General features: G+C 67.6%; 22 protein-coding genes. 8 read left to right on the top strand and 14 right to left on the bottom strand.

From position 1 onward, the window contains the following. Positions 1-90 precede the first annotated feature (90 nt). The 3 genes from AC5RUO_RS04140 to AC5RUO_RS04130 form a co-directional block, all read right to left on the bottom strand. A complete protein-coding gene (locus AC5RUO_RS04140) occupies positions 91-1,428 on the bottom strand; it encodes a helix-turn-helix domain-containing protein (RefSeq protein ID WP_494102888.1) in 1,338 nt (445 codons plus the stop codon). Positions 1,429-1,588: 160 nt separating this feature from the next. Further along, positions 1,589-3,019 carry an FAD-dependent oxidoreductase gene (locus tag AC5RUO_RS04135; RefSeq protein ID WP_494010316.1) on the bottom strand — a complete coding sequence of 477 codons (1,431 nt, stop codon included), beginning with the start codon at positions 3,017-3,019 and terminating at the stop codon, positions 1,589-1,591. An 81-nt stretch (positions 3,020-3,100) separates the two neighbouring features. After that, complete coding sequence (locus AC5RUO_RS04130; protein ID WP_494102887.1) at positions 3,101-4,099, bottom strand: DNA topoisomerase IB; 999 nt, start codon at positions 4,097-4,099, stop codon at positions 3,101-3,103. A gap of 104 nt (positions 4,100-4,203) precedes the next feature. Here AC5RUO_RS04130 and rarD point away from each other — a divergent pair, with 104 nt between their 5' ends. After that, positions 4,204-5,253 (top strand): EamA family transporter RarD, encoded by a 1,050-nt coding sequence (gene rarD, locus AC5RUO_RS04125; protein ID WP_494010314.1) that lies wholly within the window; start codon positions 4,204-4,206, stop codon positions 5,251-5,253. An 83-nt stretch (positions 5,254-5,336) separates the two neighbouring features. On the opposite strand, the gene gabT is transcribed toward rarD, so the two are convergent. Beyond that, positions 5,337-6,707 (bottom strand): 4-aminobutyrate--2-oxoglutarate transaminase, encoded by a 1,371-nt coding sequence (gene gabT, locus AC5RUO_RS04120; protein WP_494010313.1) that lies wholly within the window; start codon positions 6,705-6,707, stop codon positions 5,337-5,339. Between the two features lie 81 nt (positions 6,708-6,788). Beyond that, positions 6,789-8,219, bottom strand: a complete 1,431-nt coding sequence (locus AC5RUO_RS04115; RefSeq protein WP_494010312.1) for an aminobutyraldehyde dehydrogenase — start codon at positions 8,217-8,219, stop codon at positions 6,789-6,791. Between the two features lie 156 nt (positions 8,220-8,375). On the opposite strand from AC5RUO_RS04115, the gene AC5RUO_RS04110 reads away from it, so the two are divergent. Beyond that, positions 8,376-9,812, top strand: coding sequence for a PucR family transcriptional regulator (locus tag AC5RUO_RS04110; RefSeq protein WP_494010311.1), 1,437 nt, complete (start codon positions 8,376-8,378; stop codon positions 9,810-9,812). A 15-nt stretch (positions 9,813-9,827) separates the two neighbouring features. Here the strand turns inward: AC5RUO_RS04110 and AC5RUO_RS04105 are convergent, their stop codons facing one another. Then, a complete protein-coding gene (locus AC5RUO_RS04105) occupies positions 9,828-11,411 on the bottom strand; it encodes a CYTH and CHAD domain-containing protein (RefSeq protein ID WP_494102886.1) in 1,584 nt (527 codons plus the stop codon). A gap of 142 nt (positions 11,412-11,553) precedes the next feature. Here AC5RUO_RS04105 and AC5RUO_RS04100 point away from each other — a divergent pair, with 142 nt between their 5' ends. From AC5RUO_RS04100 to AC5RUO_RS04090, 3 genes are all read left to right on the top strand, one after another. Further along, on the top strand, positions 11,554-12,882 hold the full coding sequence (locus tag AC5RUO_RS04100; RefSeq protein ID WP_494102885.1) for an MFS transporter: 1,329 nt from the start codon (positions 11,554-11,556) through the stop codon (positions 12,880-12,882). A 6-nt stretch (positions 12,883-12,888) separates the two neighbouring features. Next, positions 12,889-13,569, top strand: coding sequence for a FadR/GntR family transcriptional regulator (locus tag AC5RUO_RS04095; RefSeq protein ID WP_494010308.1), 681 nt, complete (start codon positions 12,889-12,891; stop codon positions 13,567-13,569). Positions 13,570-13,777: 208 nt separating this feature from the next. Continuing rightward, the gene (locus tag AC5RUO_RS04090) at positions 13,778-14,902 is read left to right on the top strand and encodes an AI-2E family transporter (RefSeq protein WP_494010376.1); all 1,125 of its coding nucleotides are present in this window, start codon (positions 13,778-13,780) and stop codon (positions 14,900-14,902) included. A gap of 161 nt (positions 14,903-15,063) precedes the next feature. On the opposite strand, the gene AC5RUO_RS04085 is transcribed toward AC5RUO_RS04090, so the two are convergent. Next, on the bottom strand, positions 15,064-15,600 hold the full coding sequence (locus AC5RUO_RS04085; RefSeq protein ID WP_494010307.1) for a hypothetical protein: 537 nt from the start codon (positions 15,598-15,600) through the stop codon (positions 15,064-15,066). A gap of 156 nt (positions 15,601-15,756) precedes the next feature. Here AC5RUO_RS04085 and AC5RUO_RS04080 point away from each other — a divergent pair, with 156 nt between their 5' ends. From AC5RUO_RS04080 to AC5RUO_RS04070, 3 genes are read left to right on the top strand one after another with little or no spacing between them, the layout of a single operon-like run. Continuing rightward, the gene (locus tag AC5RUO_RS04080; protein WP_494010306.1) at positions 15,757-16,047 is read left to right on the top strand and encodes a hypothetical protein; all 291 of its coding nucleotides are present in this window, start codon (positions 15,757-15,759) and stop codon (positions 16,045-16,047) included. 3 nt (positions 16,048-16,050) lie between these two features. Next, positions 16,051-16,878, top strand: a complete 828-nt coding sequence (locus AC5RUO_RS04075; protein WP_494010305.1) for a DUF1206 domain-containing protein — start codon at positions 16,051-16,053, stop codon at positions 16,876-16,878. A gap of 28 nt (positions 16,879-16,906) precedes the next feature. Next, positions 16,907-18,139 (top strand): SRPBCC family protein, encoded by a 1,233-nt coding sequence (locus AC5RUO_RS04070; RefSeq protein ID WP_494102884.1) that lies wholly within the window; start codon positions 16,907-16,909, stop codon positions 18,137-18,139. Positions 18,140-18,217: 78 nt separating this feature from the next. On the opposite strand, the gene AC5RUO_RS04065 is transcribed toward AC5RUO_RS04070, so the two are convergent. The 7 genes from AC5RUO_RS04065 to AC5RUO_RS04035 form a co-directional block, all read right to left on the bottom strand. Next, positions 18,218-19,684, bottom strand: coding sequence for an FAD-dependent oxidoreductase (locus AC5RUO_RS04065; protein WP_494010303.1), 1,467 nt, complete (start codon positions 19,682-19,684; stop codon positions 18,218-18,220). A gap of 21 nt (positions 19,685-19,705) precedes the next feature. Beyond that, positions 19,706-20,965, bottom strand: coding sequence for a uroporphyrinogen-III C-methyltransferase (cobA, locus tag AC5RUO_RS04060; RefSeq protein WP_494102883.1), 1,260 nt, complete (start codon positions 20,963-20,965; stop codon positions 19,706-19,708). Between the two features lie 252 nt (positions 20,966-21,217). Then, entirely contained in the window at positions 21,218-22,159 is a 942-nt protein-coding gene (locus AC5RUO_RS04055; protein WP_494010301.1) for a PLP-dependent cysteine synthase family protein, read from the bottom strand. Between the two features lie 133 nt (positions 22,160-22,292). Further along, a complete protein-coding gene (locus tag AC5RUO_RS04050) occupies positions 22,293-23,273 on the bottom strand; it encodes an ABC transporter permease (RefSeq protein WP_494010300.1) in 981 nt (326 codons plus the stop codon). Then, positions 23,263-23,988, bottom strand: coding sequence for an ABC transporter ATP-binding protein (locus tag AC5RUO_RS04045; RefSeq protein ID WP_494010299.1), 726 nt, complete (start codon positions 23,986-23,988; stop codon positions 23,263-23,265). The genes AC5RUO_RS04050 and AC5RUO_RS04045 overlap by 11 nt, the downstream gene beginning before the upstream one ends. 26 nt (positions 23,989-24,014) lie before the next feature. After that, complete coding sequence (locus AC5RUO_RS04040; protein WP_494103375.1) at positions 24,015-25,142, bottom strand: ABC transporter substrate-binding protein; 1,128 nt, start codon at positions 25,140-25,142, stop codon at positions 24,015-24,017. Between the two features lie 130 nt (positions 25,143-25,272). Further along, positions 25,273-26,439 carry an RtcB family protein gene (locus AC5RUO_RS04035; RefSeq protein ID WP_494102882.1) on the bottom strand — a complete coding sequence of 389 codons (1,167 nt, stop codon included), beginning with the start codon at positions 26,437-26,439 and terminating at the stop codon, positions 25,273-25,275. Positions 26,440-26,526: the final 87 nt, after the last annotated feature.

The raw sequence follows: 26,526 nt of genomic DNA, 5'->3' as shown, positions 1-26,526 counted from the left end.
CCCCAGCCCGAGCTTGCGAGGGCAGGGCGCCGGGCGGACTTGCGAGGTTAGGGAGCGGGTGGACTTGCGAGGTTAGGGAGCGGGTGGGGACTAGGCGCGGAGTTCGGCTTCCAGCCTTTCCAGGTCCGCGACGACGGCGGCCCGCTTGGGTGAGCGGGCGGGAAGGAGGCGGAGCGCGGCACGGCGGACGCCGACGTCGTCCCTTGCCTCGGGAAGGTCCGCGTACTTCAGGAGGGACTCGGCGCTCCCATCGGTCAGGACCGCTTCCCGCAGCAGGGACGAGACCCTGTTCCGCAGTTCGATAATGCCGGGCGCTTCCGACCGCGGAAGGACGGCACCGCGATAGATCTCCAGGGCGATGCGGTGGGCGCCGCGCTGCAGGCAGCTCAACACCTGGCCGCTGTCCGGCACCAAGTCAAGGGAAAGGCGGTAGGGCCGGGAACCGGGGACGGCATCCGGATGTAGCTGCTGGAGGACCTTCCGCAGGCGGACCATCTCGGCGCGGAGCGTGATGGTGGAGCCGTCACCGGGATAGAGCAGGACGCTGAGTTCCTCCGCTGTGAGCCCGTCAGGGTGCGTGCTGAGCAATGCAAGAATCTCGCTGTGCCGGGCAGACAGGACCACCGTCTTGCCCTCAAGGCTGAGCAGCGCCTGGTCGCGTCCCAGCAGCTGGAGGCTGTTCCTGTACAGGCTGCCTTCCTTGCCTCCAGCGCGGGGTGCGCGGGACGCGGAAGCTGTGGACCGGCGTCCTGCGGGCCTACCGGCGAGATCGGCGGCAAGCTGCAGCCGCTCGACGCGCAGCTGCGCCTGGGCAGCGGCAACCGTTGCTTCCACAAGGGACAGGGTGTGCGGCGCAACGGCGGTGTCTGTCCCGGTGATGTCCACGACGCCCAGGACCGCGCCGGAATCGGGGTCGTGGAACGGGACGGCGGTGCAGCTCCACGGGTGGACCGCCCGCTGGTAGTGCTCGGCCCCGGCAATCTGGATCCCCCGGCCCAGTGCCAGGGCGGTGCCCGGTGCACTGGTGCCCACGGAGGCCTCGGACCAGTCGGCACCGGCCACGAACATCATTCCCTCGGCGCGGCGCTGCAGGACAGGGTCACCCTCCACCCACAGAAGCCGGCCCACCTCGTCACCCACCGCCACCAGCAGGCCGCTGTCGTGGCTGGGCTGGACCAGGAGTTTACTAATCACCGGCATGATGGCCGCCAGCGGGTGCTGGCTCCGGTAGTCCTCCAGCTCCTCGCGGTCCATGGCCAGCGGGGCAGCGGGATTGTCGGGGTTCGCCTTGAAGCCTGCGGACCGCTGCCACGACTCACGGATCAGGCTGCGCAGGCCGTTGGGGTCCTGGAGGGCGCCGCCGTCGAGCTGTTCGTGGGCGGCCAAAGCGCTGAGCTGCAGCGGGCCGGGCTGGATCAGGTTCTGCATCGAACTCCTGTACTGCCTGCGGGCACGGCCTCATGACGCCGGCCAAGGGGTGGTCGCAATTCTAACCCCCGCGCGCCCAGCACGGGTCAAGAGTTTTTGTCCAGATATGGCGACCTCCGGGGCACGGAAGTCGCTTTATCTGGACAAAAACTCTTGGGGGTTAGGTGCGGGAGATGCGGATCATCTCCTCGCGCGGGACCACCTTGATCCGTTCGCGCAGAACAGCCTCTTCGGCTTCGTTGGCCACCCATTCGGCACCGAGGGCAGCCTCATGGGCATCGAGCTTGATCCAGCCCTCCCACGTGGTGTACTCGATGCCGCGCTCTTCAAGCAGGTCGATGATGGCCTGCGGGTCCGGGTTCTCGGCCGGCGGCAGGGTGAGCCGGTCCTCGAGGAGGAAGCCGATGGTCTCCAGGGCGTCGCCCTTGGTGTGGCCGATGAGGCCCACCGGTCCGCGCTTGATCCAGCCGGTGGCGTAGATGCCCGGAACCGGCTTGCCGTCCGCGTCCAGGACCCGGCCGCCCTCGTTGGGGATGACGCCGCGCTTGGCGTCGTACTCCAGCTCGTCCAGGGCCGAACCGTGGTAGCCGATGGCCCGGTACACGGCCTGCACAGGGTATTCGATGTACTCGCCCGTGCCCTTGGCGTTGCCCGTGCCGTCAAGCTGCATCCGCTCGAACTTGATGCCGCCCACCTTGCCCGTGCCGTCGTCGAGCACTTCCACCGGGCTGTGCAGGAAGTGCAGGTGCAGGCGCCGGGAGGACGGGTTCTCGGACTCGGCGTGCTCTTCCACCAGCCAGTTGGTGAGGGTGTTCACCATGGTCTTGATCTGGTTGTTGCTGCGGATGGCTTCGTCGGAGGCCTCGTCGAACTCGAAATCCTCCGGGTAGAGCACAATGTCCACGTCATTCATGTGGCTGAGCTCGCGTAGTTCCAGCGGGGTGAACTTCACCTGGGCAGGGCCGCGGCGGCCGAACACGTGGACGTCAGTCACCGGAGAGGACTTCAGCCCCTTATAGACGTTGTCCGGGATTTCGGTGCTGAGCAGTTCCTCCGGATGCTTGACCAGCATGCGGGCCACGTCCAGGGCCACATTCCCGTTGCCGATCACGGCGATCTCTCTGGCATCCAGCGGCCACTCACGGGGAACGTCCGGGTGCCCGTCGTACCAGGAGACGAAGTCGGCGCCGCCGAAGGAGCCCTGCAGCTCAATCCCCGGAATGTTCAGGTCCGCATCCTTGACCGCACCGGTGGAGAAGATCACGGCGTCGTAGAAGGCCCGGAAATCATGCAGGGTCAGGTCCCGGCCGTATGTGACGTTGCCCAGGAACCGGATGTCGCCGCGGTCCAGGACCTTGTGCAGGGCGTTGACGATGCCCTTGATCCGGGGATGGTCCGGGGCAACGCCGTACCGGATCAGACCGTAGGGTGCGGGGTAGGCCTCGAAAAGGTCGATGCTCACCTCGAAGTCCCCGTCCTTGACTCCGCTGGACTTGGTGAGGATGTCCGCAGCGTAGACTCCTGCCGGTCCTGCGCCCACAATGGCGACGCGGAGTGGACGGGTGGAAGCTGATTCGCTGGAGTTGGACACCTGGAGCCCTTCTGAACTGGTCCGTCATTGCACAATGAGGATGCGCCGGTTGAAGTAGCGCACAGTTCCTTATTCTAGGCCTCAGCCGCTTTTGGCCAGCGGGACCAACTTGCCTTCGCGGTAAAGCAGTGCCCGGAGCTCCGCCTCCGCGGAATCCGTCCGCTTGGGATCAATGGTTTCGCCGTCGTTGTAGTGGTCCACCACGCGCGGGTCAACATAGCTCTTCCGGGCGATCGACGGCGTGTTCCCCAGTACTTCGGCGGCGTCCATCATGGCGCGGCTGATGGCCCGCTTCCGCTTGGCAACAGTCCGCTGGGGGCCGGTGCGGGCGAGGCTGACGGCTGCCGCAACAGTACCGCGCAGGGTCCGGAAGTCCTTGGCCGTGAAGTCCGAGCCCGTCCGTTCCTTCACGTAGGCGTTGATCTCAGCGCTCGTCACCGGGTGCCAGGTCCGGCCGATCTTGTAGGCCAGGAGCCTGGCGTTGGGTCCCCGGCGCTTGAGCAGGCGCAGCAGGACGGCAAGGTCCGGGTCCCGCATTTCGGATTCCCAGTCCTTGCCGCTTTTTCCGGGGAACCGGAGCAGAATGCGGTCCTTCCGTACCTGGACGTGCGCGCACAGGAGGGTCGCCAGGCCGCGGCTGCCGTTTTCGTTCGTGTACCGCTCGGACCCCACCCTCAGGGAGCCGCTGTCCAGCATGCGGAACGCCCCGGCCAGGACGCGGTCATGGGTGAATCCTTCGCTGCGCAGGTCCATGGTCACCCGGCGTCGGGCGGTCGGCAGCGACTCCGCCAGCTGAAGGGACCGGTCAAACTTCAGCCGGTCCTTCCGCGCGCGCCACTCGGGATGGTAGATGTACTGGCGCCTGCCCACGGCGTCCACGCCGGTGGCCTGGATGTGCCCGTTTTCGAACGGGGCGATCCAGACGTCGGTCCAGGCCGGGGGAATCCCGATGCTCTCCAGCCGTTCCCGAACCGGGCCAGCGGGCACGGTGGAGCCGTTCAGGTCCCGGTAGCTGAACCCTTTTCCTGCCGGTATCCGCCGGTAGCCCCGGCCCGAGGCGTTGCTGCGCCGGAGCCTCATGGGGCGGACTCCGGCAGTTCGGCACAAGTCATAAAAGCAAGCCTACTGACTATTTTGGGTTTTCCCGCCCGAATGCTTGGAATACCTCGCCGGAGGCTGGTGTTATGGGTGTCGTGCCAATCCCCGATGGAGCCCAGTCCGCCAGCCTCTCCGCCCCCGCCGCCACATCCCCGGCCCGGCGCGCTTCGACGGGGCCAGGAGGGCGCACTCCTCCGGGGCCACCGAAGGCAGTGGACAAAGACACGACGGCGGGAATCCTCTTTGGCGTCGGCGCCTACGGGCTGTGGGGGCTGCTCCCCCTGTACTTCTTCGTGCTCCAGCCGGCCGGCGCCGTCGAAATCGTTGCCAACCGGGTGGTGTGGTCGCTGCTGTTCTGCGCCCTGCTGATCACCGTCACACGCGCCTGGCCGGCCCTCATCGCGGCTTTCCGGAACCGGGCAGTCTTTGGCAGCCTGGCCCTCGCGGCACTCCTCATCGCCGTCAACTGGCTGACCTATACCTACGGCGTGACCACCAACCAGGCCGTGGAAACCTCGCTGGGGTACTTCATCAATCCGCTGGTCTCGGTCCTCCTGGGCGTCCTGGTCCTCAAGGAGAGGCTGCGCCCGCTGCAGTGGGCCGCCGTGGGCATCGGTTTCGTGGCGGTGGGGGTGCTTACCTACTCCTACGGCAAGCTGCCGTGGATTGCCCTCACGCTGGCCTTCAGCTTCGGCCTCTACGGCTTCGTGAAGAAGCGCGTGGGCTCCAGGGTGGACGCTGTGACCAGCCTCAGCGTGGAGACGATGGTGCTGGCACCGGTCGCAGCGGCGACGATGGTCTACCTCGGCGTGGCCGGGGCGGCCACCCTCACTACCCAGGGTCCCGGCCACTTCTGGCTGCTGCTGGCTTCCGGCGTGATCACCGCCGTCCCGCTGCTCTTCTTCGGCGCTTCCGCCCGGCGGTTGCCGATGACCACCATCGGCCTGCTGCAGTATTTTGCTCCGCTGCTGCAGTTCATCGTGGCGCTGCTGGTGTTCCGCGAGGCCATGACCCTGGAACGCTGGATCGGTTTCGGTGTGGTGTGGCTGGCCCTTCTGGTGCTGACGGTAGACATGCTGCGCAACGCCCGCAGGAATTCCGTGGCCCGCAAGGCCGCCCTCCGCACCGCGGCGTAGGCGCACCATTAACCAAGGAAGGCGGGCCCGGTTCACAAGAACTGGGCCCGCCTTCCCGGCGTTGCCGGAGGGAGTCGTTCCGGTTAAGCGTTCGCCTTGATGGCGGCGGCCAGGACGTCCAGGCCGTCGTTCAGGAGCTCGTCGGCGATGACCAACGGCGGGAGCAGCCGGATGACGTTGCCGTAGGTGCCGCAGGTGAGGATGATGACGCCTTCCTTGAGGCAGGCGGCGGCAACCGCCTTGGTCAGCTCCGGGTTGGGTTCCTTCGAACCGGCCTGGACCAGTTCGATGGCCAGCATGGCGCCGCGGCCGCGGACGTCACCGATCACGGCGGTTCCGGCGTCGGCAAGTTCAGCCTGCAGCTCGCGGAGGCGGCCGGTGGCGAGGGATTCGATGTGGCGGGCGCGGCCGGCCAGGTCGTACTCCTCCATTGAACCGATGGAAGCCAGCGCTGCCGCGCAGGCCACCGGGTTGCCGCCGTAGGTGCCGCCAAGGCCGCCGGGGTGGACGGCGTCGAGCAGGTCGGCGCGGCCGGTGATGGCGGACAGCGGCATGCCGCCGGCGATGCCCTTGGCCATGGTCATGATGTCCGGGACGATGCCCTCGTGGTTGACGGCGAACCATTCGCCGGTGCGGCAGAACCCGGACTGCACCTCGTCCGCGATGAAGACGATGCCCTTTTCCTTGGCCCAGGCGGCCAGCGCCGGGAGGAAGCCCTCAGCCGGGACGATGAAGCCGCCCTCGCCCTGGATCGGTTCGATGATGATCGCGGCAACCTGGTCCCCGCCGATCTGCTTCTCAATCATGGTGATGGCGCGCTTGGCTGCCTCGGCGCCCGTGATGGCGGGGTTTTCCTCGCGGTACGGGTAGCTCATGGGCATGCGGTAGACCTCGGGCGCGAACGGGCCGAAGTTGGTCTTGTACGGCATGGCCTTGGCGGTCAGCGCCATGGTGAGGTTGGTGCGCCCGTGGTAGGCGTGGTCGAAGGCAACGACGGCGTCGCGCCCGGTGGCGAGGCGTGCCACCTTGATGGCGTTCTCCACGGCTTCGGCACCGGAGTTGAAGAGCACGGTGCGCTTTTCGTGGTCGCCGGGGGTGAGCCGGTTCAGCTGCTCGGCGACAGCCACATAGCCTTCGTAGGGGGTCACCATGAAGCAGGTGTGGGTGAAGTGCTCCACGGCTTCCTTGACGGCACCGACGACGGCGGGATCGGACGCGCCCACGCTGGTCACGGCAATGCCCGAGCCGAGGTCGATGAACGAGTTGCCGTCCACGTCCTTGATGATGCCGCCGTCCGCGTCGGCAACGTATACCGGAACGCCGGAGGCGACGCCTGCAGCCACCACGGACTTGCGGCGTTCGGCCAGGGCAGCGGACTTGGGGCCGGGGAAGTCGGCCTGGACGCTGCGCTTCTGCTCCAGCCGGTAGGTGATTTCTGATGCTGTTGCGGTCATTGGGGTTCTTTCTTTACTAATGGGCCCACGCCGGCAGGGTTCCCTGGCCGAAGCGAAGCGAGGTTAGGGGGCCGGTGGGGACTAGGCGTCGAGTGCGCTCATGACGTGCTTGATGCGTGTGTAGTCCTCCACGCCGTACATGGAGAGGTCCTTGCCGTAACCGGACTGCTTGAAGCCGCCGTGGGGCATTTCGGCGGTGAGGAGGATGTGCGTGTTGATCCAGACGGCGCCGAAGTCCAGGTCGCGGCTGAGGCGCATGGCGGTGCCGTGGTTGCTGGTCCAGACGCTGGAGGCCAGGGCGTATTCCACGCCGTTGGCCAGTTCAACGGCTTCTTCCTCGGTGCTGAACTTCTGCACGGTGATGACGGGGCCGAAGGTCTCCTTCTGGACCACGTCGTCCGTCTGCTTGGCGCCGGTGATGATGGTGGGCTCGAAGAAGTAGCCCTTCTCCCCCGCCCGGTGGCCGCCGGTTTCGATCCGGCAGTTGGCGGGAAGGTTTTCCACCACGGACGTCACGGCGTTGAAGTGGTTGACGTTGTTCAGCGGGCCGAAGTAGTTGTCTTCATCGTTCTGCGAACCGGTGTGCAGGGTCCGGGTGTGTTCCACCATGGCGGCCACGACGTCGTCGTGCACCGAATCCTCCACCAGCACGCGGGTGATGGCGGTGCAGTCCTGGCCGGCATTGAAGAAGGCGAATTCGGCGATGGCGGCGGCGCTCTTCTTGATGTCGGCGTCCTTGAAGACGATGGCCGGAGCCTTGCCGCCGAGCTCCAGGTGGGCGCGCTTGAGGCTCTTGGCCGCGCCGGAGGCCACGGCGATGCCTGCCCGGACGGAACCGGTGATGGACACCAGGCCGGGGACCTGGTGGTCTACCATCATGGCGCCGGTTTCACCCGTGCCCAGGATGACGTTCAGGACGCCGGCGGGGAAGATGTCCTTGGCGAGGCGGGCCAGGACCAGGGTGGATTCCGGGGTGGTGTCCGAGGGCTTGAGGACAACGGTGTTGCCGGCGGCCAGCGCGGGCCCGATCTTCCAGATGGCCATCAGGAACGGGTAGTTCCAGGGGGCCACCTGGGCCACCACGCCGATGGGTTCGCGGCGGACGTAGGAGGTGTGGCCCTCGAAGTACTCGCCGGCTGACTTGCCCTCAAGGATGCGGGCCGCGCCGGCGAAGAAGCGGAGCTGGTCGGCACCGGCGGCCACTTCCTCGGAAGCGATCAGCGAGCGCACCTGGCCGGTGTTGCGGTGCTGGGCTTCAACCAGTTCGTCGCTGTTGGCCTCGACGGCGTCAGCCAGCTTGAGCAGCATGAGCTGCCGCTGGCCCGGGGTGACGTGCTTCCAGGTTTTGAAAGCGTCCTGCGCAGCGGCCATGGCGGCGTCCACGTCGGCCTGCACCGAGATGGGTGACTGCGCCACCACTTCCCCGTTTGTGGGGTTGATGATGTCCAGCCGGCCGGTGCCGGCGGGCGTGACGAACTCACCGTTAATGAAGTTCTGCAAGGTTTGGACCACGGTGTGCAACCTCTTCTCTGAGCGGCCATCAGCGACAGGCGGATGGATGGAACTGGTTTGAGCCTATGCCAGCACCCCAGCGCAGTGAATAGCCACCTGCACACCCTTCCGCGCGGTGTTTAGTGCGGTTGTCCAGCAGGCGTTTATCCTTGATCCATGGCCATTTCCCTCGCTGCCCTGCTGGGCGTGAACTCCCTCAAGCTGTCCAAGGCGGGAGTCGCCGAGACCACCTGGCACCAGGACATCAACTGGGTGGCGGTCACGGAGCTGGAGGACCCGCAGCGGTTCCTCAACGGCGGCGAGCTGATCCTGACTACCGGCCTGCGGCTGAAGTCCGCGCCGGAGCAGCGGCGCTTTGTCCGCCAGGTGCAGCGGGCGGGCGCGGTGGGCATTGGGTTCGGCGTCGGGCTTTCGCATGAGGCGGTGCCGCCGGCGTTGCTGGCCGAGGCCAACCGGTGGGCCCTGCCCGTGGTGGAAGTCCCCTACGAGACGCCCTTCATCGCCATCACCAAACTCGTGGCCGATGCCCAGTCCGCGGACCACTACGCCAAGCTGGAGCGCCTGATCGCGGGCCACCAGGTCCTGGCCCGCGCCCTGCTCACCGGCGGCGGGCTGGCCGAACTCCTCAAGCAGCTGGGCAGCATGCTGCGCACCGATATCGCGCTGACCCAGTTCACGGCGCAGCTGTACAACAGCAGCAGCGCAGCCCCGTCCGCGGATTCCTGGTCCACCTATCCGATCCCCACCGGCCGGCGGGACGCCTGCACCCTCTGGGTCCGGCAGCCGTTCGAGGACTCCGGCATCATCGGTTACGCCCAGAACCTGATCAGCGTGGAGCTGAACAACATGGTCAAGCAGCGCCAGGCCCAGCGCGCCCTGTGCGGCCAGGTGCTCGAGGACGTCATCCACGGCGCCCTGGAGACGAGCGAGGCCCAACGCCGCCTGGCCGGCGTGGGCATCAACAGCACCCGGAAGAACGTGGTGCTGCTGGCGGTCTCCGCCGCGCACAACAAGGCCTTGGGCAGCACCGCGGTGCCGCGGGAACTCGAGAACTCGGTGGCCGCCGTCGTGGGCAAGGACCTGGTACTAGTGGTCAATGACGACGGCGCGGCGGCGCCGGCTTTGGCGCGGAAGCTCAGCGACCATCTGGCGGAGGCGGGCATCCACGCCACCATCGGCATCGGTGGGGCCTACACCAAGCCGAACGGCTTGCGTTGGAGCTATTTCGAGGCGCGGGATGCGGCGAGCCACGGCCTGCCGGTCAATGAGCCGGAGAGGTTGAGCCTGACCTCGCTGCTGCTGGCCAGTGAGGACGTGCCGCTGGCTGACATGGCGCATGAGTCCCTGAACCCGCTCCGGGCGTTCGACGCCGCCCATGGCGCGGAGCTGATGACCACGCTGGAAAGCTACCTGAACAACAACGGTTCGGTGGCCGCCGTCGCCGAGCAGCTGACGCTGCACCGCAACACGGTCCGGTACCGGCTGGCCCAGATCACCGAGCTGACCGGATACGATCCCGCTGTGACCCCGGACCGGGTGCAGCTGTGGCTGGCGCTGGCTGTGGCCCGGCTGTCCGCGCGGCAGGGCAAATAGGCGGCTTCCCCCGCCTCAGATGACCCCGCGCCGCAGCAGGTCCCGGGACTTCTTGCGGGCCTTCCGGTACTTGGCCTCGGCGGCGGCCATCAGTTCCTCCTGCCGCTGCAACAGGGCGGCGTAGGTTTCACTGACGGGCAGCCGGTCCCGGTCCGAGCCCAGGCCCGCCAGCAGGTCGCGGGCCACCACCGCATCGTGGTAGTCGCCCAGGATCTTCTGTTGCCGGTGGGCTGCCTTCGCCACCTTGCGGGCCCGCTTCCCTTTGACCAGGGCGGCGGACTCCGCCACATGCCGGAGCTTTTTGGCATCCTTGCGCACCCGGTGGAGGGCGTTCTCATGGTCTGTACCGCGGCGGGCGCGGACGGCCGCCCGGTGGGAGCGCCGGAGCTTTTTCGCCGCCCTGTCCACCGCATTGGCAGCCGCACGGCGTCCGGGCGCCACCGTTTCCGCGCGGACGGGCGGGTTGTCCCGGAACTCCTCCAGGCTGTCCAGCAGCCGGAAGTAGCGGTCCGTGCGCAGGGCCTCCTGGAGCCGGCGGTATCCCGCGTCGTAGGTAGCACCGGTCTGGCGCTCCACCCGGTCCCGGGCAGCGTCAGGGCCGGGGCCCTGCCCCAGGTCATCAAGGTGCCCGCGGAGCCTGGCCTGCAATACCTCGGCGTCCCGCGGCTCGCCCAGGAGCTGGCCCAGCCATTTGAGTTCGTCCCGCAACCGGCGTAGAGGCAATGCCCTGTACAGCTTGCGGTAGGCAGCCAGGACGGAGCGGAGCCGGCGCGTGGCGGAGCGCATGTCATGCACTGCCTCCGGCTCTTCGAGCCTGATGGCGGCGTCCTGGGCAAGGAGCTCCTTGATTTGGGCTGCAGCATAAACGGTGACGACGGCGGCAGCCGGCGACTTCTTGCCGGCCGGCAGGGCGGGGATGGCTTCGTCGGGGGCGGCATCGGCTTCGTCCTGGTCCCCGGCCGGTGCGCCAAGCGCCTTGGCCAGCTTCGAGGCGTGGGCCGCCGGGCGGGCTCCGGCCCCCACCAGCAGCTGCTCGGCGGGGGCGAAGAGGCTGGCGTCGCCGTTGACGAGTTCCAGCTCCCATTCCCGCCACTGCTGTTTGTGCCCGCCATCAGTTCCGTCCGGACCCGGCAGCCGTTCCGCCGTGACCCGGTCGTCCGCCAGGTCGGCCAGGTGGACGCCGTCGTCCCCGTAGAGGGCGTGGGTTGTCCGCCTGGTGCGCAGCTTCACCACCGGAACCAGTTCGGCTCCGCGGAGGTATGCCTGGACCCGGTCCAGGAGGGTGTCGGGCACGACGTCGGCCTGGCCCAGCGGGGCGTGCAGCTCGCGGCGCTGCTGGGGTTCGGTGTCCCCGGTCCCGGCTGCTTCGGGCGGCAGCTTCAGGTGCCAGCCTGCATCGCTTCCGCCGGTCCGGCGGCGGAGGGTGATGCGGCGGGAGGCCAGCGTGTGGTCAGCGGTGTCGAAGTACACGGCTTCCAGCTTGGCGGTATGCGGCTCGTCCACGCGCGCCACACCCGGCAGGCCATCCAGCGGCGGCACCGTGGCGTCCTTGCCGACGTCGTATTTCTTCTCGACCTCGAGTCCTTGGGAAGCCTCCACAGCCGTCCTTCCACATCCGCTGCATTGCGTAGTCCGGGTGGTTCGCACCCGGCTTAGGCAGTCTATGACCTGCCGGTGCGCGGCCGGGAGAGCTTGCCCACAAAACCCTAGACATCAAACGTCTAACGTTTAGTCTGGACGTATGTCCGCAACTCCACCCCCTTCCGCCCTCGCGTCCACGCCCTGCTCCGCTCCTGCCGCGCCGGCCCCTGCCCGCGCTGCGGCTTCTGTTCCGGCCACGGCGGCTGCGCCGTCTGTTGCGGCGTCGCCGGTGGCAGCCGTCCAGGCCCGGCCACGCTCCGCCGTCGTCTTCGGCGTCATAGCGCTGGTGCTGATCGGACTGAACCTGCGCGCGGGCATCACCGGGGCGTCGGCCCTGCTCCACGACCTGCAGGCGGTACTCGGATACGGCGCGCTGGTGGCGGCCGTCATTCCGTCCATCCCCACCCTCTGCTTTGCCTTGGCCGGCGCCGGAACGTCCTGGCTGACCGGGCGGCTGGGCGTGGAGAAGGCCATCCTCCTGGCCCTGGCCATGCTCGCCGGCGGGCTCCTGCTGCGCGGCATTCCGGCCACCGGGATGCTGCTGGCCGGTAGCGTGCTCGGCATGTCCGGGCTGGCGGTCTGCAACGTGGCCATGCCGTCCTTCATCCGCGAACACTTTGCTTCCCGGACCTCGCTGATGACAGGCCTGTACACGGTGACCATGACCACCGGGGCAACCGTCACCTCCGTGGCGGTGGTCCCGCTGGCGCAGTCCCTCGGCTCACCGTCCGCCGCCGTCGGAGCTATCGGGATCACCGCCGTCGCTGCTTTCCTGGGCTTCCTGCCGGTGGCGCTGCACGCCCACCGCAACAGCCGCCGTGCCACCGGCGGGCCGGTAACACCCTGGCCGCTGCTGCGCACCCGCAAGGGCCTGCTCCTCACGGCAATCTTCACCCTCCAGGCCCTGCTCGCGTACGCCCTGATGAGCTGGTACCCCTATATGCTCACCACCCTGGGCCTCAGCGCGACGGACAGCGGCCTGATGTTCGGGCTGATGCAGCTCGTTTCGGTACCGGCCGGCATGGCCCTGATCGCCATCGGTTCCCGGCCCAGGATGCTGCGCCCGGCGTTCTACCTGGTCAGCATCGTCATGGTCCTGGGCCTCGTAGCACTCCTGGCTCTGCCCGTGCAGCTTGCCTTCGTCTCGGCGATCCTGGTCGGCTTCGGCCTGGGCATCTTCCCGCTGGTGATGGTGATGATCAGCCGCAGCGGCTCGAGCACCGCCGAGACCACTGCGCTGTCCACCCTGGCCCAGTCCACCGGCTACCTGCTGGCGACCGTGGGCCCCTTCGGCATGGGGCTGCTGCACGGCGCAACCGGCAGCTGGACCCTGCCCCTCTCGCTGCTCCTGGCCCTGGCGCTGGTCCAGGTTGTGGTGGCGCACCTGATCACCGGCCCGGCAATGACCGGCAAGCAGAAGATAAAGTAGGACGCCATGGCACTGAGCCCCTCCACCCGCGCGCCCCTGGCCGACGAAGTGACCGCCAAGCTGCGGTCCATGGTGCACTCCGGCGAGTGGCCCCTGAACCAGCGCATCCCGTCCGAAACCGAGCTGATCGCCGGATTGGGCGTTTCCCGCGGCACCCTGCGCGAGGCCGTCAAGGCCCTGGCCCACAGCGGCATGCTGGAGGTCCGCCGCGGCGACGGCACCTATGTCCGCGCCACCAGCGAAATCTCCGGCGCCGCCCGCCGGATGTACCAGGACCACACCGAGCAGCACATCCTGGAGGTCCGGCTGGGGCTGGACACGCAGGCGGCGCGGCTCGCGGCCCGGAACGCCACCGCCGACGACGTAACGGCCCTGCGCGGGCTGCTCGCCACCCGGGACCAGGCCTGGCACGCCGGCGACTACGACACCTGGGCGCGTGCCGACTGGGGCTTCCATGAACGGGTGGCGCAGGCCTCCGGCAACCCCCTGCTGCACGAGCTCTACATCAGTTTCGGGCCCGCGCTCCACCGGGATCTCCTGACTCAGCAGGCCCGGCCGGGATTCGAGGGGCTGCCGCTGGAGGGCCACGAAGTCCTGCTGGAGGCTATCGAACGGCACGACGAAGAGGCCGCCGTCGCCACCGTCAACAGAAACCTGAACTCCTGCGCAGAGTGGCTCGGCGCCTAGTCAGTCAGTAGGCTTACTATCTGACGTAGGTAGTAAGCCTGCCCCGCCCGCGGGCGGGCGCGGCCGATGATGAGGAGTTCCCGTGGCGCGATCAACACGCCTGACCGAACACGAGCTGGGCAACGAGTCCAAACAGTCGAAACCGGGCACGGAGGCCGTGCCCGCGGAAGGTGCACCCCGGCAGGGTCAACCCCTTGGAAAGTCCGACCTGCAGCGGGGCGGGAAACAGGGCGAAACCAAGCCGGCCGGCGCCTTGTGGGCCGACGGACTGGGACGCGTGGGCATCCGGTCCGCCCAGATCCTGCTGATCCTGACGGTGGCCGTGGTGTCCGTCTATGCCCTGATGCAGATCAAGCTCCTGGTGATCCCGATCCTGATCGCACTGATCCTGGCCGCGGCCATCGGTCCGTTCGTCAACATGCTCCGGCGCCGCGGAATGCGGGGCGGGCTGGCCACCGGCATCGCCTTCATCGGGCTCCTCCTGCTGCTGGGCGGCGTTTTCACGGTGATCTACTTCTCGGTCCGGAACCAGTGGGGCGAGCTGGCAGCCCAGGCCTCGTCCGGCCTGGACGAGCTGGAGAACTTCCTCCGCACCGGCCCCATCCCCATTGACCAGGAGCAACTGAACCAGGCGCGGCAGGGCATCATTGACTTCGCCACCAGCAGCCAGGCCCGTTCCGGCGCGATCACCGGACTCTCCGTGGTCACGGAATTCCTCGCCGGGTCCGCCCTGATGGTGGTCATCCTGTTTTTCTTCCTCAAGGACGGCGCCAAGATCTGGAACTTCCTGCTCCGCCCCTTCAGCGGGCAGCGCGAAGCCAAGCTGCGCCGGGTGGGCCGCCGCACCCTTGAGGTCCTGGGCGGCTATGTCCGCGGCACCGCCATCGTGGCGCTCGTGGACACGGTGGCCATCGGCGCCGCCCTGTTGATCATGCAGGTTCCGCTGGCGTTCCCGCTGGCGATCATCGTGTTCATCGGCGCCTTCATTCCGCTGGTGGGTGCCACCGTGGCCGGGATCCTGGCCGCCCTGGTGGCCCTGGTGGCGAACGGCCCTGTGGTGGCGCTGATCGTGGTGGCGGTGGTCATCGCGGTCAACCAGCTGGAGGGCGACCTGCTGCAGCCCATCGTCATGGGCAACGCCCTGAAGCTTCATGCGCTGGTCATCCTGATGGCACTGACCGCTGGCACAATCCTTGCAGGAATCGTGGGTGCGGTGCTGTCCGTCCCGCTGGCCGCCGTCGTATGGGCCATCATCCAGGTGTGGACGGCCGAGGACCCGAACCTCGAGGACATGAATCCGGACCTGCCGGCGGCGGGAACCAAACCGGTCTAGTAACCCTTGGAGTTTTCGTCCAGATATGGGGACTTGAAGTGCGTTTTGGCCTCCATATCTGGACAAAAACTCCAGCAGGCAGACGCACGACGGCGGTCCGGCCAGGTGCCGGACCGCCGTCGTATGTTCCGCCTTGCCGCCGCCCGGGTAGCGAAAGACGGCTAGGAGCGCAGACCCACAAACACGTTCTTGGGACGCTGCATCTCACCGTGCTTGGCGCCAAGGATGATCACCAGACCAGCGAAGGCGGGGATGACCCACTGGAGCGCCTTGAGCTGCTGCTGGGCCGCCTGCAGTTCCTCCGAGGCACCCGCCCGTGGCTCGGTGGCACCCTCGGAGCCCTCGTCGGCGAGCTTTTCCACCTTCTTGCCCAGGATGCCCGAGTACAGGGTTACCGCCGCGCCGGCCACCGTCACCGCCGTCTTGATTGCGGTGTCCCGCGCCACGCCTTCCTGCTTGGCGATGCGGCCCTTGTTCTCCCAGGCGATGGCGAGGTCAGCCACCAAGTGCGAGGCGAACGCCGCCGTCTGGATCGGCGCCCACTTCATCCAGCCGGCGCTTGAGAGCCGGGTCCGTTCGGAGGGGTCCCTGGCTTCCGCGGCTGCACCGTTGAGGCCGATGGCACCCATCAGGGAACCGCCGAACCACGCCGCTGCCGTCAGATCGTGTACCGACCGGGCAATGAGATTTCCTGCCATGATGTGCATTCCTAACGTTGAACTGGTTTCGGGATGCCGCTGCTGCGGACTTCGATTTCCGTGTCCCCTCAAGGTCATGGTCCGCCTATGGTAAGCACACTTACTAATGTTACGAAAGCCCGTCTTTCAGCCACGGGAACGCGTAATATCGTCGCCATGGGAAACACAGGAACATTGTTCGGCTGGGCCTTCGGGGACCCGGCGCGGGAAGATGACCGCACCTACGTGGACGGGCTCCAGCGCGAGGCCCTGCGCAACGCGCGGGAGACGGCGGAAGCCAAGGGCGTCAGCGCCGTTGCAGGTTCGGAAGTGTTCACTGTGTTGAGTGGCGACGATTCCCTGGTGGAGCTGGGCAACGCCCCCGGCCGGCTGGTGGTCCGCTGCACCATCCACGTGGAGGGACCGGGCGCGGAGAAGCTGCGTGCCGAAGGGCCCATGAACGGCTGATCCATGTCGGACGGGGAATCTACGCTGAGCCAGGCGGCGGACGCCGTCGAGGAGGCTTCCAACCACAAGGCCCTGGATGTCCTGGCGCGCACCGGGTTCGCTGTCATGGCCTTGCTCCACGTCATTGTCGGGGGCATCGCCGTCGCCGTGGCCTTCGGGCAGCCGGGTGAAGCGGATGCCACCGGTGCCATTGAGCAGCTCGCGGCCAACCCGTGGGGCCCGGTTGTGATGTGGGCCTGCGTTGCCGCCTGCGCGGGACTGTCGCTGTGGCAGGCCAGCGAGGCCACGCTCCGGATGCGGGGCAAGCCGCGCAAGGAGCGCTTGGCCAAGCTGATTTCGTCCGGATTCCTGGCCATCGCCTACGGCAGCGTGGGGCTCAGCTTCGCCGGCTTCGCCCTGGGGCTGCGCGGGGACTCCGGGGACAGTGCCCGGGATTTCAGCGCCTCGCTGATGGCCAACCCGCTGGGCCTCTGGGTGCTGGTGGCCCTGGGCCTGACGATCATCGGGATCGGCATCTACTTCGTGTTCAAGGGCGCGCGGCGCGGGTTCAAGGAGGAGCTCTTCCACTTCGATGGGACGCGCCGCGGCCGGCTGATCGACAGCCTCGGCGTGATCGGGCACATCGCCAAAGGCGCCGCCCTCAACCTCACCGGACTCCTGTTCGTCATTGCCGCCGCCAAGCACCGCCCCGCGGAATCCACCGGGCTGGACGGCAGCCTCAAGGCGCTCCGCGACCACCCCTTCGGCCCCACCCTGCTGGTTGCGATCGGAGCCGGCTTCATCGCCTACGGCATCTTTGCCTTGATCCGCTCCCGTTTCGGCCGCATGTAGTTTCCGCGGTTTTGGGTAGGAAGGAAACATGACGCACCTGACAACGGACCAGACGGCCGACGACGGCGCCCGCGGCCTGGGTGCGCCCTTCACCGAAGCGACGGGGCAGTCCTTTGCCGGCCTGTTCCGGCTGCTCAAGGTGGTGCGTCCCGGCCGGCCGATCCACCCGAAAGGCCTGGGCCTGACCGGCGAGCTGAACCGGACCGGCAATCCCTTCGAACCAAGCGGCCTCGACTGGTTGGATTCTCCGGGCACTGACGCGGTGGAGGCGAGGTTTTCCCGGTCAGTCGGCCTTCCGCAGGCACTGCCGGACGTCCTGGGGCTGGCTGTCCGGGCCCGGCCTTCCCATGGTGGGGTGCCCGGTGGAGTGCCCGGCGGCAGCGCGGACGTCCTGTTCGCCTCCACCGGCTGGCGCGTCCCCGGCCGGTTCCTCCTGCAGCCCCGGCTCGACGTTGACGGCGCCACCATGACCACGCTCATGCCGTACCGGGGCCGGAAAGGCCCGGTGCTGCTCGGCCTGCGCACCATCAGCCTGCCGCCGGGTTCGCTGTCCTCGGGTGAATGGGTGCTGGGCTTGTTCTGGGCAAGGCCGATGGGACGCTGGCGCCAGTGCGGCGAGCTCCGGCTCCATGCAGGCGCCCCGCCCGGCGACACCAACCTGCGCTTCAACCCGCTGGAAAACCCGCCGCCGGGGGCGCAGATTTACGCTTGGACCAGGCGGCTGCGCGAGCGCTCCTACCGCACCGCGCAGCGCAAGGCACCCGCCGCCGTCGGGCGTCCTGGCAACAACCACGCCGGCACCGCAGAAGGAAGGAAGACCATGTCCACCGTGTCCCAGCTCTTCAACTCCCCCGCAAGCGACGTATGGCGCGTCCTCTCCGATGGCTGGCTGTATTCCGGATGGGTGGTGGGAGCCTCCAGGATCCGGGCAGTGGATGACGCATGGCCCCGGACCGGCGCCCAGCTTCACCACTCCGTGGGTGCCTGGCCGTTCGTCATCAACGACAGCAGCAAGGTGGTGAACTCCGAGCCCGGCCGGTTGCTGGAGCTCGTGGCTCGCGGTTGGCCGATGGGTGAGGCCAAGGTGGTGATCACCCTCGAGGAGCGGGGCAACCAGTGCCAGGTGACCATCGTCGAGGACGCCATCAAGGGACCCGGCAAGCTCATGCCCAAGTTCCTGCGGGACGCCATGATCGGCATCCGGAACCGCGAAACCCTCCGGCGCCTTGAGCTCATGGCGGCCGGCGGCGCGGGGCGGTAACGGCTTAACCAAAAAGGGGCCATCCCGCGCCGGGAACCCTTCCGGGCCGGCGCGGGATGACCTCGCTTTGGTGGTGTGTCAGACCTGGGCGGCAACGCCGTCGCGGGAGATCTCCACCATGTCCTCGCGCGGCACCACCTTGATGCGCTCACGCTTGACCTCGACGCCGTGCGAGCCGCCGGCCTCGGTGGCAGCGGCGCCCAGGGCGAGCTCGTGGGCGTCCAGTGCCAGCCAGCCTTCCCAGCTGGTGAACTTCACGCCGCGGGCGTCAAGGAGGTCAACGACGGCGTCCTCGGCAGGCACGCTGGCAACCGGAAGGTTCTCGCGGTCTTCCAGCAGGTAGGTCACGGTCTCGAGGGCGTCGCCCTTGGTGTGGCCGATCAGGCCCACCGGTCCGCGCTTGATCCAGCCGGTGGCGTAGAGGCCCGGCACGTGCTGGCCGTCGGCATCCAGGACGCGGCCGCCGTCGTTCGTGACAACGCCCTTCTTGTGGTCGAACTCCACGTCCGGCAGCGCGGAGCCGAAGTAGCCGATGGCACGGTACACGGCCTGGACCGGGTAGTCCACGAACTCGCCGGTGCCGCGGGCGTTGCCCGTTCCGTCCAGTTCGGTGCGCTCGAACTTGATGCCGGCAACCTTGCCCGGGGTCTCGGCGTCGTCGTAGATCTCCACAGGGCTGTGCAGGAAGTGCAGGTGCAGGCGGCGGGAGGCCTTGAGCTCGGAGAGGTCCTCGGGCTGCTCGGCAATCCAGTTGGTGAGCGTGCCCACCATGGTCTTGGTCTGGTTGTTGGTCTGGATCTGGCGGTCCGATTCCTCGTCGAACTCGAAGTCCTCCGGGTACAGGATGATGTCCACGTCCTTGGAGTGGGAGAGTTCGCGCAGCTCCAGCGGGGTGAACTTGACCTGGGCGGGGCCGCGGCGGCCGAAGACGTGCACGTCGGTGACGGGCGAATTCTTCAAGCCGGCGTAGACGTTGTCCGGGATCTCGGTGCTGAGCAGGTCGTCGGCGTGCTTGGACAGGACGCGGGCCACGTCCAGGGCCACGTTCCCGTTACCGAGGACGGCGATTTCCTTGGCGTCCAGCGGCCATTCGCGCGGGACGTCCGGGTGGCCGTCGTACCAGGAGACGAAGTCCGCGCCGCCAAAGGAACCGTCAAGCTCGATGCCGGGAATGTTCAGGTCCGCGTCCTTAATGGCGCCGGTGGCGAAGATGACGGCGTCGTAGTGGGTGCGCAGGTCCTCGATGGTGAGGTCCGTGCCGTAGTCCACGTTGCCGAAGAAGCGGATGTCACCGCGGTCCAGGACTTTGTGCAGGGCATTGACGATGCCCTTGATGCGGGGGTGGTCCGGGGCCACGCCGTAGCGGATCAGGCCGTAGGGTGCCGGGTAGCGGTCAAAGAGGTCGATGCTCACGGTCAGCTCGCCGCTCTTGACGGCTTCGCTCTTGGTGAGGATGTCCGCGGCGTAGACGCCGGCGGGGCCGGAGCCCACGACGGCAACGCGCAGCGGACGTTCGGCAGAACCTACGGAGGTGCTTGATGACACGGCTGTGTTCCTTTTGTTCGGCTAGGAGGTGAGGACTCGGGGCTTGTTCGGGGTGGTGGTGCTGTAGTCAGCGGTTTTGAAGTGCGACGGCGCGAAAGGGCTCACGCGCACCACGTCACCGATGACAATCACTGCGGGATTCGCGACGCCGGCGGCCTCGGCCTGGTCAGCTATGGAACCAAGCGTGCCGATTGTCACGCGCTGGTCCGGCAGGTATCCGTTCTCCACAATACCAACGGGGGTGCCGGCGGGCAGGCCGGCTTCGCCCAGCGCGGACGCCGATTCGCGGAGCTGGCCTACGCCCATGAGCAGGACGATGGTGTGGTCGGCGCGAGCGGGAACCTCTGACAGTTCCTCGTGGCCCGTGACCACGCTGAAGCCCTTGGCCAGGCCGCGGTGGGTCACCGGGATGCCCGCGGCGGCGGGGACTGAGATCGCTGAGGTTACGCCGGAAACGACCTCGACCTCGACGCCGTGCCGGCGGCAGTACTCGGCTTCCTCGCCGCCGCGGCCCAACACGTAGGGGTCGCCGCCCTTGAGCCGGACCACGCGGTGGCCCTGCAGGGCCTCGTCCACGAGGATCCGGTTGATTTCGGCCTGCGGCACGGGGTGGTGGCCGGGCGTCTTGCCGACCTCGATGACGCGGACGTCAGGGGCCAGTTCGTTGAGGAGTTCGCGGGGGCCGAGGCGGTCGGCAACCACCACGTCGGCCTGGCCCAGGAGGCGGCGGCCACGGACGGTGATGAGGCCGGTATCGCCGGGACCGCCGCCCACGAGGGCAACCGAGCCGGTGGCCGCAGGACGCCGGCGGCGCAGCGGAAGGTCACCGGTTTCCAGGGCGGTGGCCACGGCATCGCGGACGGCCATGGCGCGGCGCGGGTCTCCCCCGGCGTTCACGGCGATCTTGACGTCATCCACCTCGGCGACGGCGGGCGTCCAGGCCGCGGAGGCTTCGTGATCCGAGGCGTTGACGCACCAGATGCGCTGCGCCTCGGCGTCGGCCGATACCAAGGCGTCCACGGCGGCATCGCCGGTGGCCGTCTGGACGAACCAGACGCCGTCGACGTCTTTGGAGTCATAGGGGCGCGCTGCCCAGGTGAGCAGGCCGGCGTCGGCCATGTCCTGGAGCGCGGGAGAGGCAACGGGAGCCACCACGGTGACCACGGCACCGGCGTCGAGCAGGCCCTTGGCGCGGCGGGCAGCCACCGGGCCGCCGCCCACCACCAACACGGGACGGCCGAGGAGCCGCAGCGCCGTGGGGTAGATATCCTGAATTGCCATGAATCAACGGTAGGGCCGCGTCACAATCGCCCACAAAGGCCGAGCAACACCAGTTCACGCAAGGTAACGCTGCGTCACAAACCCGGCGGGCCGCCGTCGTGCTCCATAGCGGGGCACTTTGGCGGGGAATGCGGCGGTGCTCGCCATGAAAGCCGGTGCGTCCGTGTCATAGTCCCCCGTTTCGGCTGCTGACCGTAGTGAGGAATCGGCCGCGCTCCCGGATCAGCCGCTGCAGGTACCGGCGCCGCGCTTCTATCCGTACAGCCCAGTGCTGAGATACCGGAACCCGGAGTCAACCATGATGGTGACCACAGTTGCGTCCGGGCCAAGCTGTTCGGCGACGCGCAGCGCGGCAACAACATTTCCTCCCGAGGAGGTACCGGCGAAGATGCCTTCCTCCCGCGCAAGGCGGCGGCTCATCGCCATCGCATCCTCGGAATTGACCGGCTCTATGGAGTCCACCTCCTCGGGTTCCCACAGCGGCGGCAGGAAGCCGATTCCGATTCCTTCAATCCGGTGGGAGCCGGTAGGGCCTCCGGAAAGTACGGACGACTCAGCCGGCTCGACGGCCACGACCCTAAGCGTTGGCAGGTGGCGGCGCAGGGCGCGCGCAGCGCCGTGTATGGAGTGGGCAGTTCCGACAGACTGTACTAAGGCATCCACGAGACCGTGCGATTGCTGCCAGATTTCCTCGCCCAAGGCCAGATATCCGGTCACGGCGTCGTGGTTGTTGAGCTGGTCGCAGGCCCAGTAGCCCGGCTGCGCGCTCAGCTCGCCTGCGCGGGCGATCATGGCCCTGATCAAGGATTCGGTGATGCGGCCCTGGTCACTTGGTACGTCCTCAACCGTTGCCCCCAGGGCCTCCATGGTGCGGCGTTTCTCGTCGCTGAAAGCGTCTGAGAAAACGACATGCAGCCGGTAGCCCTTGGCCGCACAGGCCAAGGCGAGCGAGATGCCTGTTGTTCCGGCGGTGTACTCAACAACCGTATCGCCCGGGCTGATGTCGCCCCGGGCTTCGGCGGCGCTGATCGCAGCCACAGCCATTCGGTCCTTCATGCTCCCGGTGGGGTTCGCATACTCCAGTTTTGCGAGCACACGCGCTGACCCCGGCGGCACCACTTTCCGCAGTTCGATCAGCGGGGTGGAACCGATGCCCGCCAGTATTCCTTGACCCGGTTCCAGTCCGTGTTCCATGTATCCGCCTCACGCTGAGCGCCTCCGGCCGGAGCGGTCCGGTAAGGAACAAGGTATACCTGTCGGGAAGGGAAGCACAGCAGAGCCCGACGGCGGGAGGTCGCCGTCGGGCTCTGCAGAAGGTGGGTAGGGGCTAGCGTGTGCTGCCGGCGAGGAGGCCGCGGCTGCGCAGGAGCTTCTTCTCGATGGGGGCGAACACCAGCAGTTCGATGAGGATGCCGACGGCCAGGATCAGCAGGATGGCCGACATCACTACAGACATGTCCGACAGGATGCGGCCCTGGTCCAGCAGCGAGCCCAGGCCGAAGCCGATGGTGCCGCCCACGGCGATGATTTCGGCGGCCATGAGTGAGCGCCAGGAGAAGGCCCAGCCCTGTTTCAGTCCGCCGAGGTATCCCGGAAGGGCGGCCGGGAGGATGACCTGAAGTGCCATCTGCAGCCGTGACGCTCCCAGGACGGTGCCGACGCGGCGGTACTGCGGCGGGATCTGGTCCACCCCGGAGATGAGTCCGTTGATGATGGACGGGATGGCGCCCATGAATACCACGAAGTAGACGGTGGCGTCCGTCAGGCCGAACCAGATGATGGCCGCAGGCACCCAGGCGACGGACGGCAGCACCTGCAGGCCGGAGATCAGGGGGCCGAAAGCCCGGCGCAGTGGTGCCACCTGGGCGAGCAGCAGGCCCACCGGTGTGGCGATGGCGACGGAGATGATGAAACCCACCACGCCGCGCTGCAGCGAGGTCCACATGGCTTCCTGCAGCTTGCCTTCATTCCAGAGAAGGCCCATCTGGGCCACAACGTCCAGCGGCCCGGGCACCAGGTCGCGGCGCTTGACCCCAAGCGAGACGTAGAACTGCCAGATGAGCACCAGGACCACCAGGGCGGCGATGGGCAGCAGGATCCGGCTCCAGTCGATCCGGTGTTTGCGCTCGGCGTCGGACTGCAGCGAGTCCAGCCCGGACTCAAGCTCCCGAAGGTCCTCATTCCCCGTCGAAGTCCGCGTCAAAGCGGCATGCACGTGAGGGGCTGGTGCAGCGCCGGTTGCCGCCCTGGTTTCGAGAGGCTCAACCACCGGGGCCCTGTCCTCGAGGGGGGTGGGGTTACTTGGCATGGCGGCGAATCTCCTCCCGCAGCCGGGCGGTGATGACCCCGGTCAGCTGGCCGGCGAGCCCGGCGTCGGTTCGGTGTTCCTCGGTGACGGCCCACTCCTGGACCACGCGGCCGGGGCGGGAGGACAGCAGCAGTACGCGCTGGCCCAGCCGCACGGCTTCACGGACGTTGTGGGTGACGAAGACAATCGTGCGCCCGGTTTCCTTCCAGATGCGCTCCAGCTCGTCGTGGAGGAGGTCGCGGGTGATCGCATCAAGGGCGGCGAACGGCTCATCCATGAGCAGCAGCTGCCGGTCCTGGGCGAGCGATCGGGCCAGGGACACGCGCTGGCGCATGCCGCCGGACAGCTCGTGCGGACGCTTGTCGCCGGCGGCGCCGAGGTGCACCAGTTCCAGGAGCTCCTGGGCCTTGGTGCGCCGCTCCGCCTTGCCCACGCCGCGCAGCTTCAGCGCCAGCTCAATGTTTTCGCGGGCCGTGAGCCAGGGGAAGAGTGCTGCGTCCTGGAACATGAAGGCTGCACCGTCGCTGGGTACTTCCAGGGCGCCCGACGACGGCGCCTCCAGCCCCGCAATGATGTTCAGCAGGGTGGACTTGCCGCAGCCGGAGGCACCGAGGAGGGCAACGAACTCGCCCTTTTCGATGTTGGCGTTGACGTCGTCCAGTACCGGGGCGCCGTCGCCGAAGCGCTTGCCCAGGTGTTCCAGTACGACTGGCATGGTGCCGTCCTTAGGTAGTTGGTTGGTCAGTCCTGGCCGAGGCCGGCCGCTGAAATCTTGCTGGTGCCGGCGACTTCATTGAGTGCCCGGAGGTCGAAGAGCCCGCTGATGTCTGCCTGCTTCGTGGTGCCGGCATCGACGCCGTCCTGCAGGAGCCGGGGGTAGGCACCTGCCAGCGGGTCAAGGGTGAAGGTGATGTTGGCCAGGGACCGGGCCAGCACGTCGTCGGCCAGTGCGGCGCCGGCGGATTCCTGCAGGGCTGAGTTGATGACCGCTGCTTTCCGGTCCGCGGGGGCCTCGTTCAGCCATGCCACCGACTTCGCGTGGCCGGCGAGGAGGGCCTTCACGGTGTCCGGGTGTTCGGCCGCGAACTTCTGGTTCACGATCAGGATGGTGGTGGGGAACTCGCCCGGCTTGCCGGTCCCGGTGCCGTCCCACAGGTCCTTCTCGTCAACAAGCACCTTGGCTCCGGCCTGAAGCACCAGGCGTGACGCCCACGGCTCAGGCAACCACGCGCCGTCGAGCTTTCCGTCCTGGAACAGCTTGAGCGTCTGGGCGTTTTCGGTCGGGTTGATGGCCACGTCGCCGCTGCCGTCCACGTTGGTCTTGTAGCCCTGGTGGGCGAGCCAGGCGCGGAGGGCCACGTCCTGGGTACCGCCAAGCTGCGGGGACGCGATGGTCTTGCCCTTAAGGTCGGCAGCGGAGTTGATCTCCGGCTTGACCACCAGCTGGGCACCGCCTGCCGCAGCACCGGCGATGACCCGGACGGATTCGCCCTGGCTCTTGACGAAGGAGTTGATGGCGGGGTTGGGTCCAATGTAGGCGGCGTCGATGGCGCCGGCGTTCAATGCCTCGATGGCTGCCGGGCCCGCGTTAAAGGTCTCGGTGCTGAGGCTGGTGCTGCCCAGCGATTCGGCCAGGAGGCCTTCCTTGATCCCCACCAGCGCCGGGGCGTGCGTGACGTTGCCGAAGTAACCGAGCTTCAGCTCGGCGGCGGGGGTGGGGGCAACGGCCTGCGCCTCAGAGTTGCGCGAGACGGTGGACGCGACCACCGCACCGACGGCGAGGAGCAGGACCAGTCCGATGGCCAGGACGGCCTCGATGGCACGCTTGCGCTTGGGTACCGCGCTTTCGCCTGCCACGATGCGGGTCATCCCGGGCTTGGAACTAGTCATTGTTTCACCATAGGGAGTGACATATTCGCGTTCAACGAAGCCTAAACGGGGGGTCACGCACGTTCATCTAGCGTCACATTCGGACGCGGTGGCACCGGGATTGCGCGGTTCAGTGGCCCTTCACGTTGACCAGCTGCCGCAGCTTGTGCCGCACGGTCACGAGGTCCGCGGCGTCCTGCATCACCTGGTCGATCGGCTTGTATGCCGCGGGAATTTCGTCGATGAATGCCTCTGACGCACGGAATTCGATGCCGCGCATGGCCCGTTTGAGTTCCTCCAGGCTGAATGCCTTGCGGGCGGCGTTGCGCGAGTATTCCCGGCCCGCGCCGTGCGGGGAAGAGTTCAGCGACGCCGGGTTGCCCAGGCCCTCCACCACGTACGACGCCGTGCCCATGGATCCGGGGATGAGCCCGGGATCGCCGGGCTCGGCTTTGATGGCGCCTTTGCGGGAGACCCAGACCGGCTTGCCGTAGTGGGTCTCCTGCTGGGTGAAGTTGTGGTGGCAGTTGATCCGCTCGCGCTCCTGCACCTGGCCGCCCACCCAGCGGCCGAACTGGGCACTGACGCGGTCCATCATTTCCTCGCGGTTCAGCAGCGCGAAGTGCTGGGCCCAGCGCAGCTCGGCAATGTACCTCTCGAACTGCGGCGTGCCCTCGTCCAGATACGCGAGGTCCGGGTCCGGCAGGTAGACCTGGTTCTTCCGGCTGACATGCTGCGCCACGCCGATGTGGTGCTGGGCGATCTTGTTGCCGATTCCCCGGGAACCGGAGTGCAGGAACAGCCAGACGGCCTGGTTCTCATCGGCACAGATCTCGATGAAGTGGTTGCCGGAGCCCAGGGAGCCCAGCTGCAGGTCCCACTTGTCGACGTACTGCGCGGGGCTGAAGCCGGCCTTCGCTGCCAGTGCCTTCAGCTCCGCGATCCGGGGTTCCGCGGTGGGCAGCACCTTCTTGTTGTTGTGCCCGGCGGAGAGCGGAATGACGCGCTCGATGTCCTCCCGGATCCGCTTGAGGTCCTTTGGAAGATCCTTGACCGAGTACTGGGTGCGGACGGCAATCATGCCGCAGCCGATGTCCACTCCTACCGCGGCCGGGATGATGGCGCGCAGTGTGGGAATGACCGAACCGACCGTGGCGCCCTTGCCCAGGTGCGCGTCGGGCATCAGCGCCAGGTGCGGGTAGATGAACGGCAGGCTGGCTGTCTTCACGGCCTGCTCGCGGGTTTGGCTGTCCAGGATCGAGGCCCAGTTCAGAAGCTTCGGGCTGATGGTTTCCATGCTCCGCCTCCTACCCGGAATACAGGACGACAAAACCGCGGCTTATTCGCATCTCCGTCCCTTGAAGGTTCGGATTTGCGAACAAGC

The organism is Arthrobacter sp. Y3221087 (genome assembly GCF_059089905.1).
The sequence above is the reverse complement of the archived record's forward strand: the minus strand, read 5'-3'. Positions and strand labels throughout refer to the sequence as shown.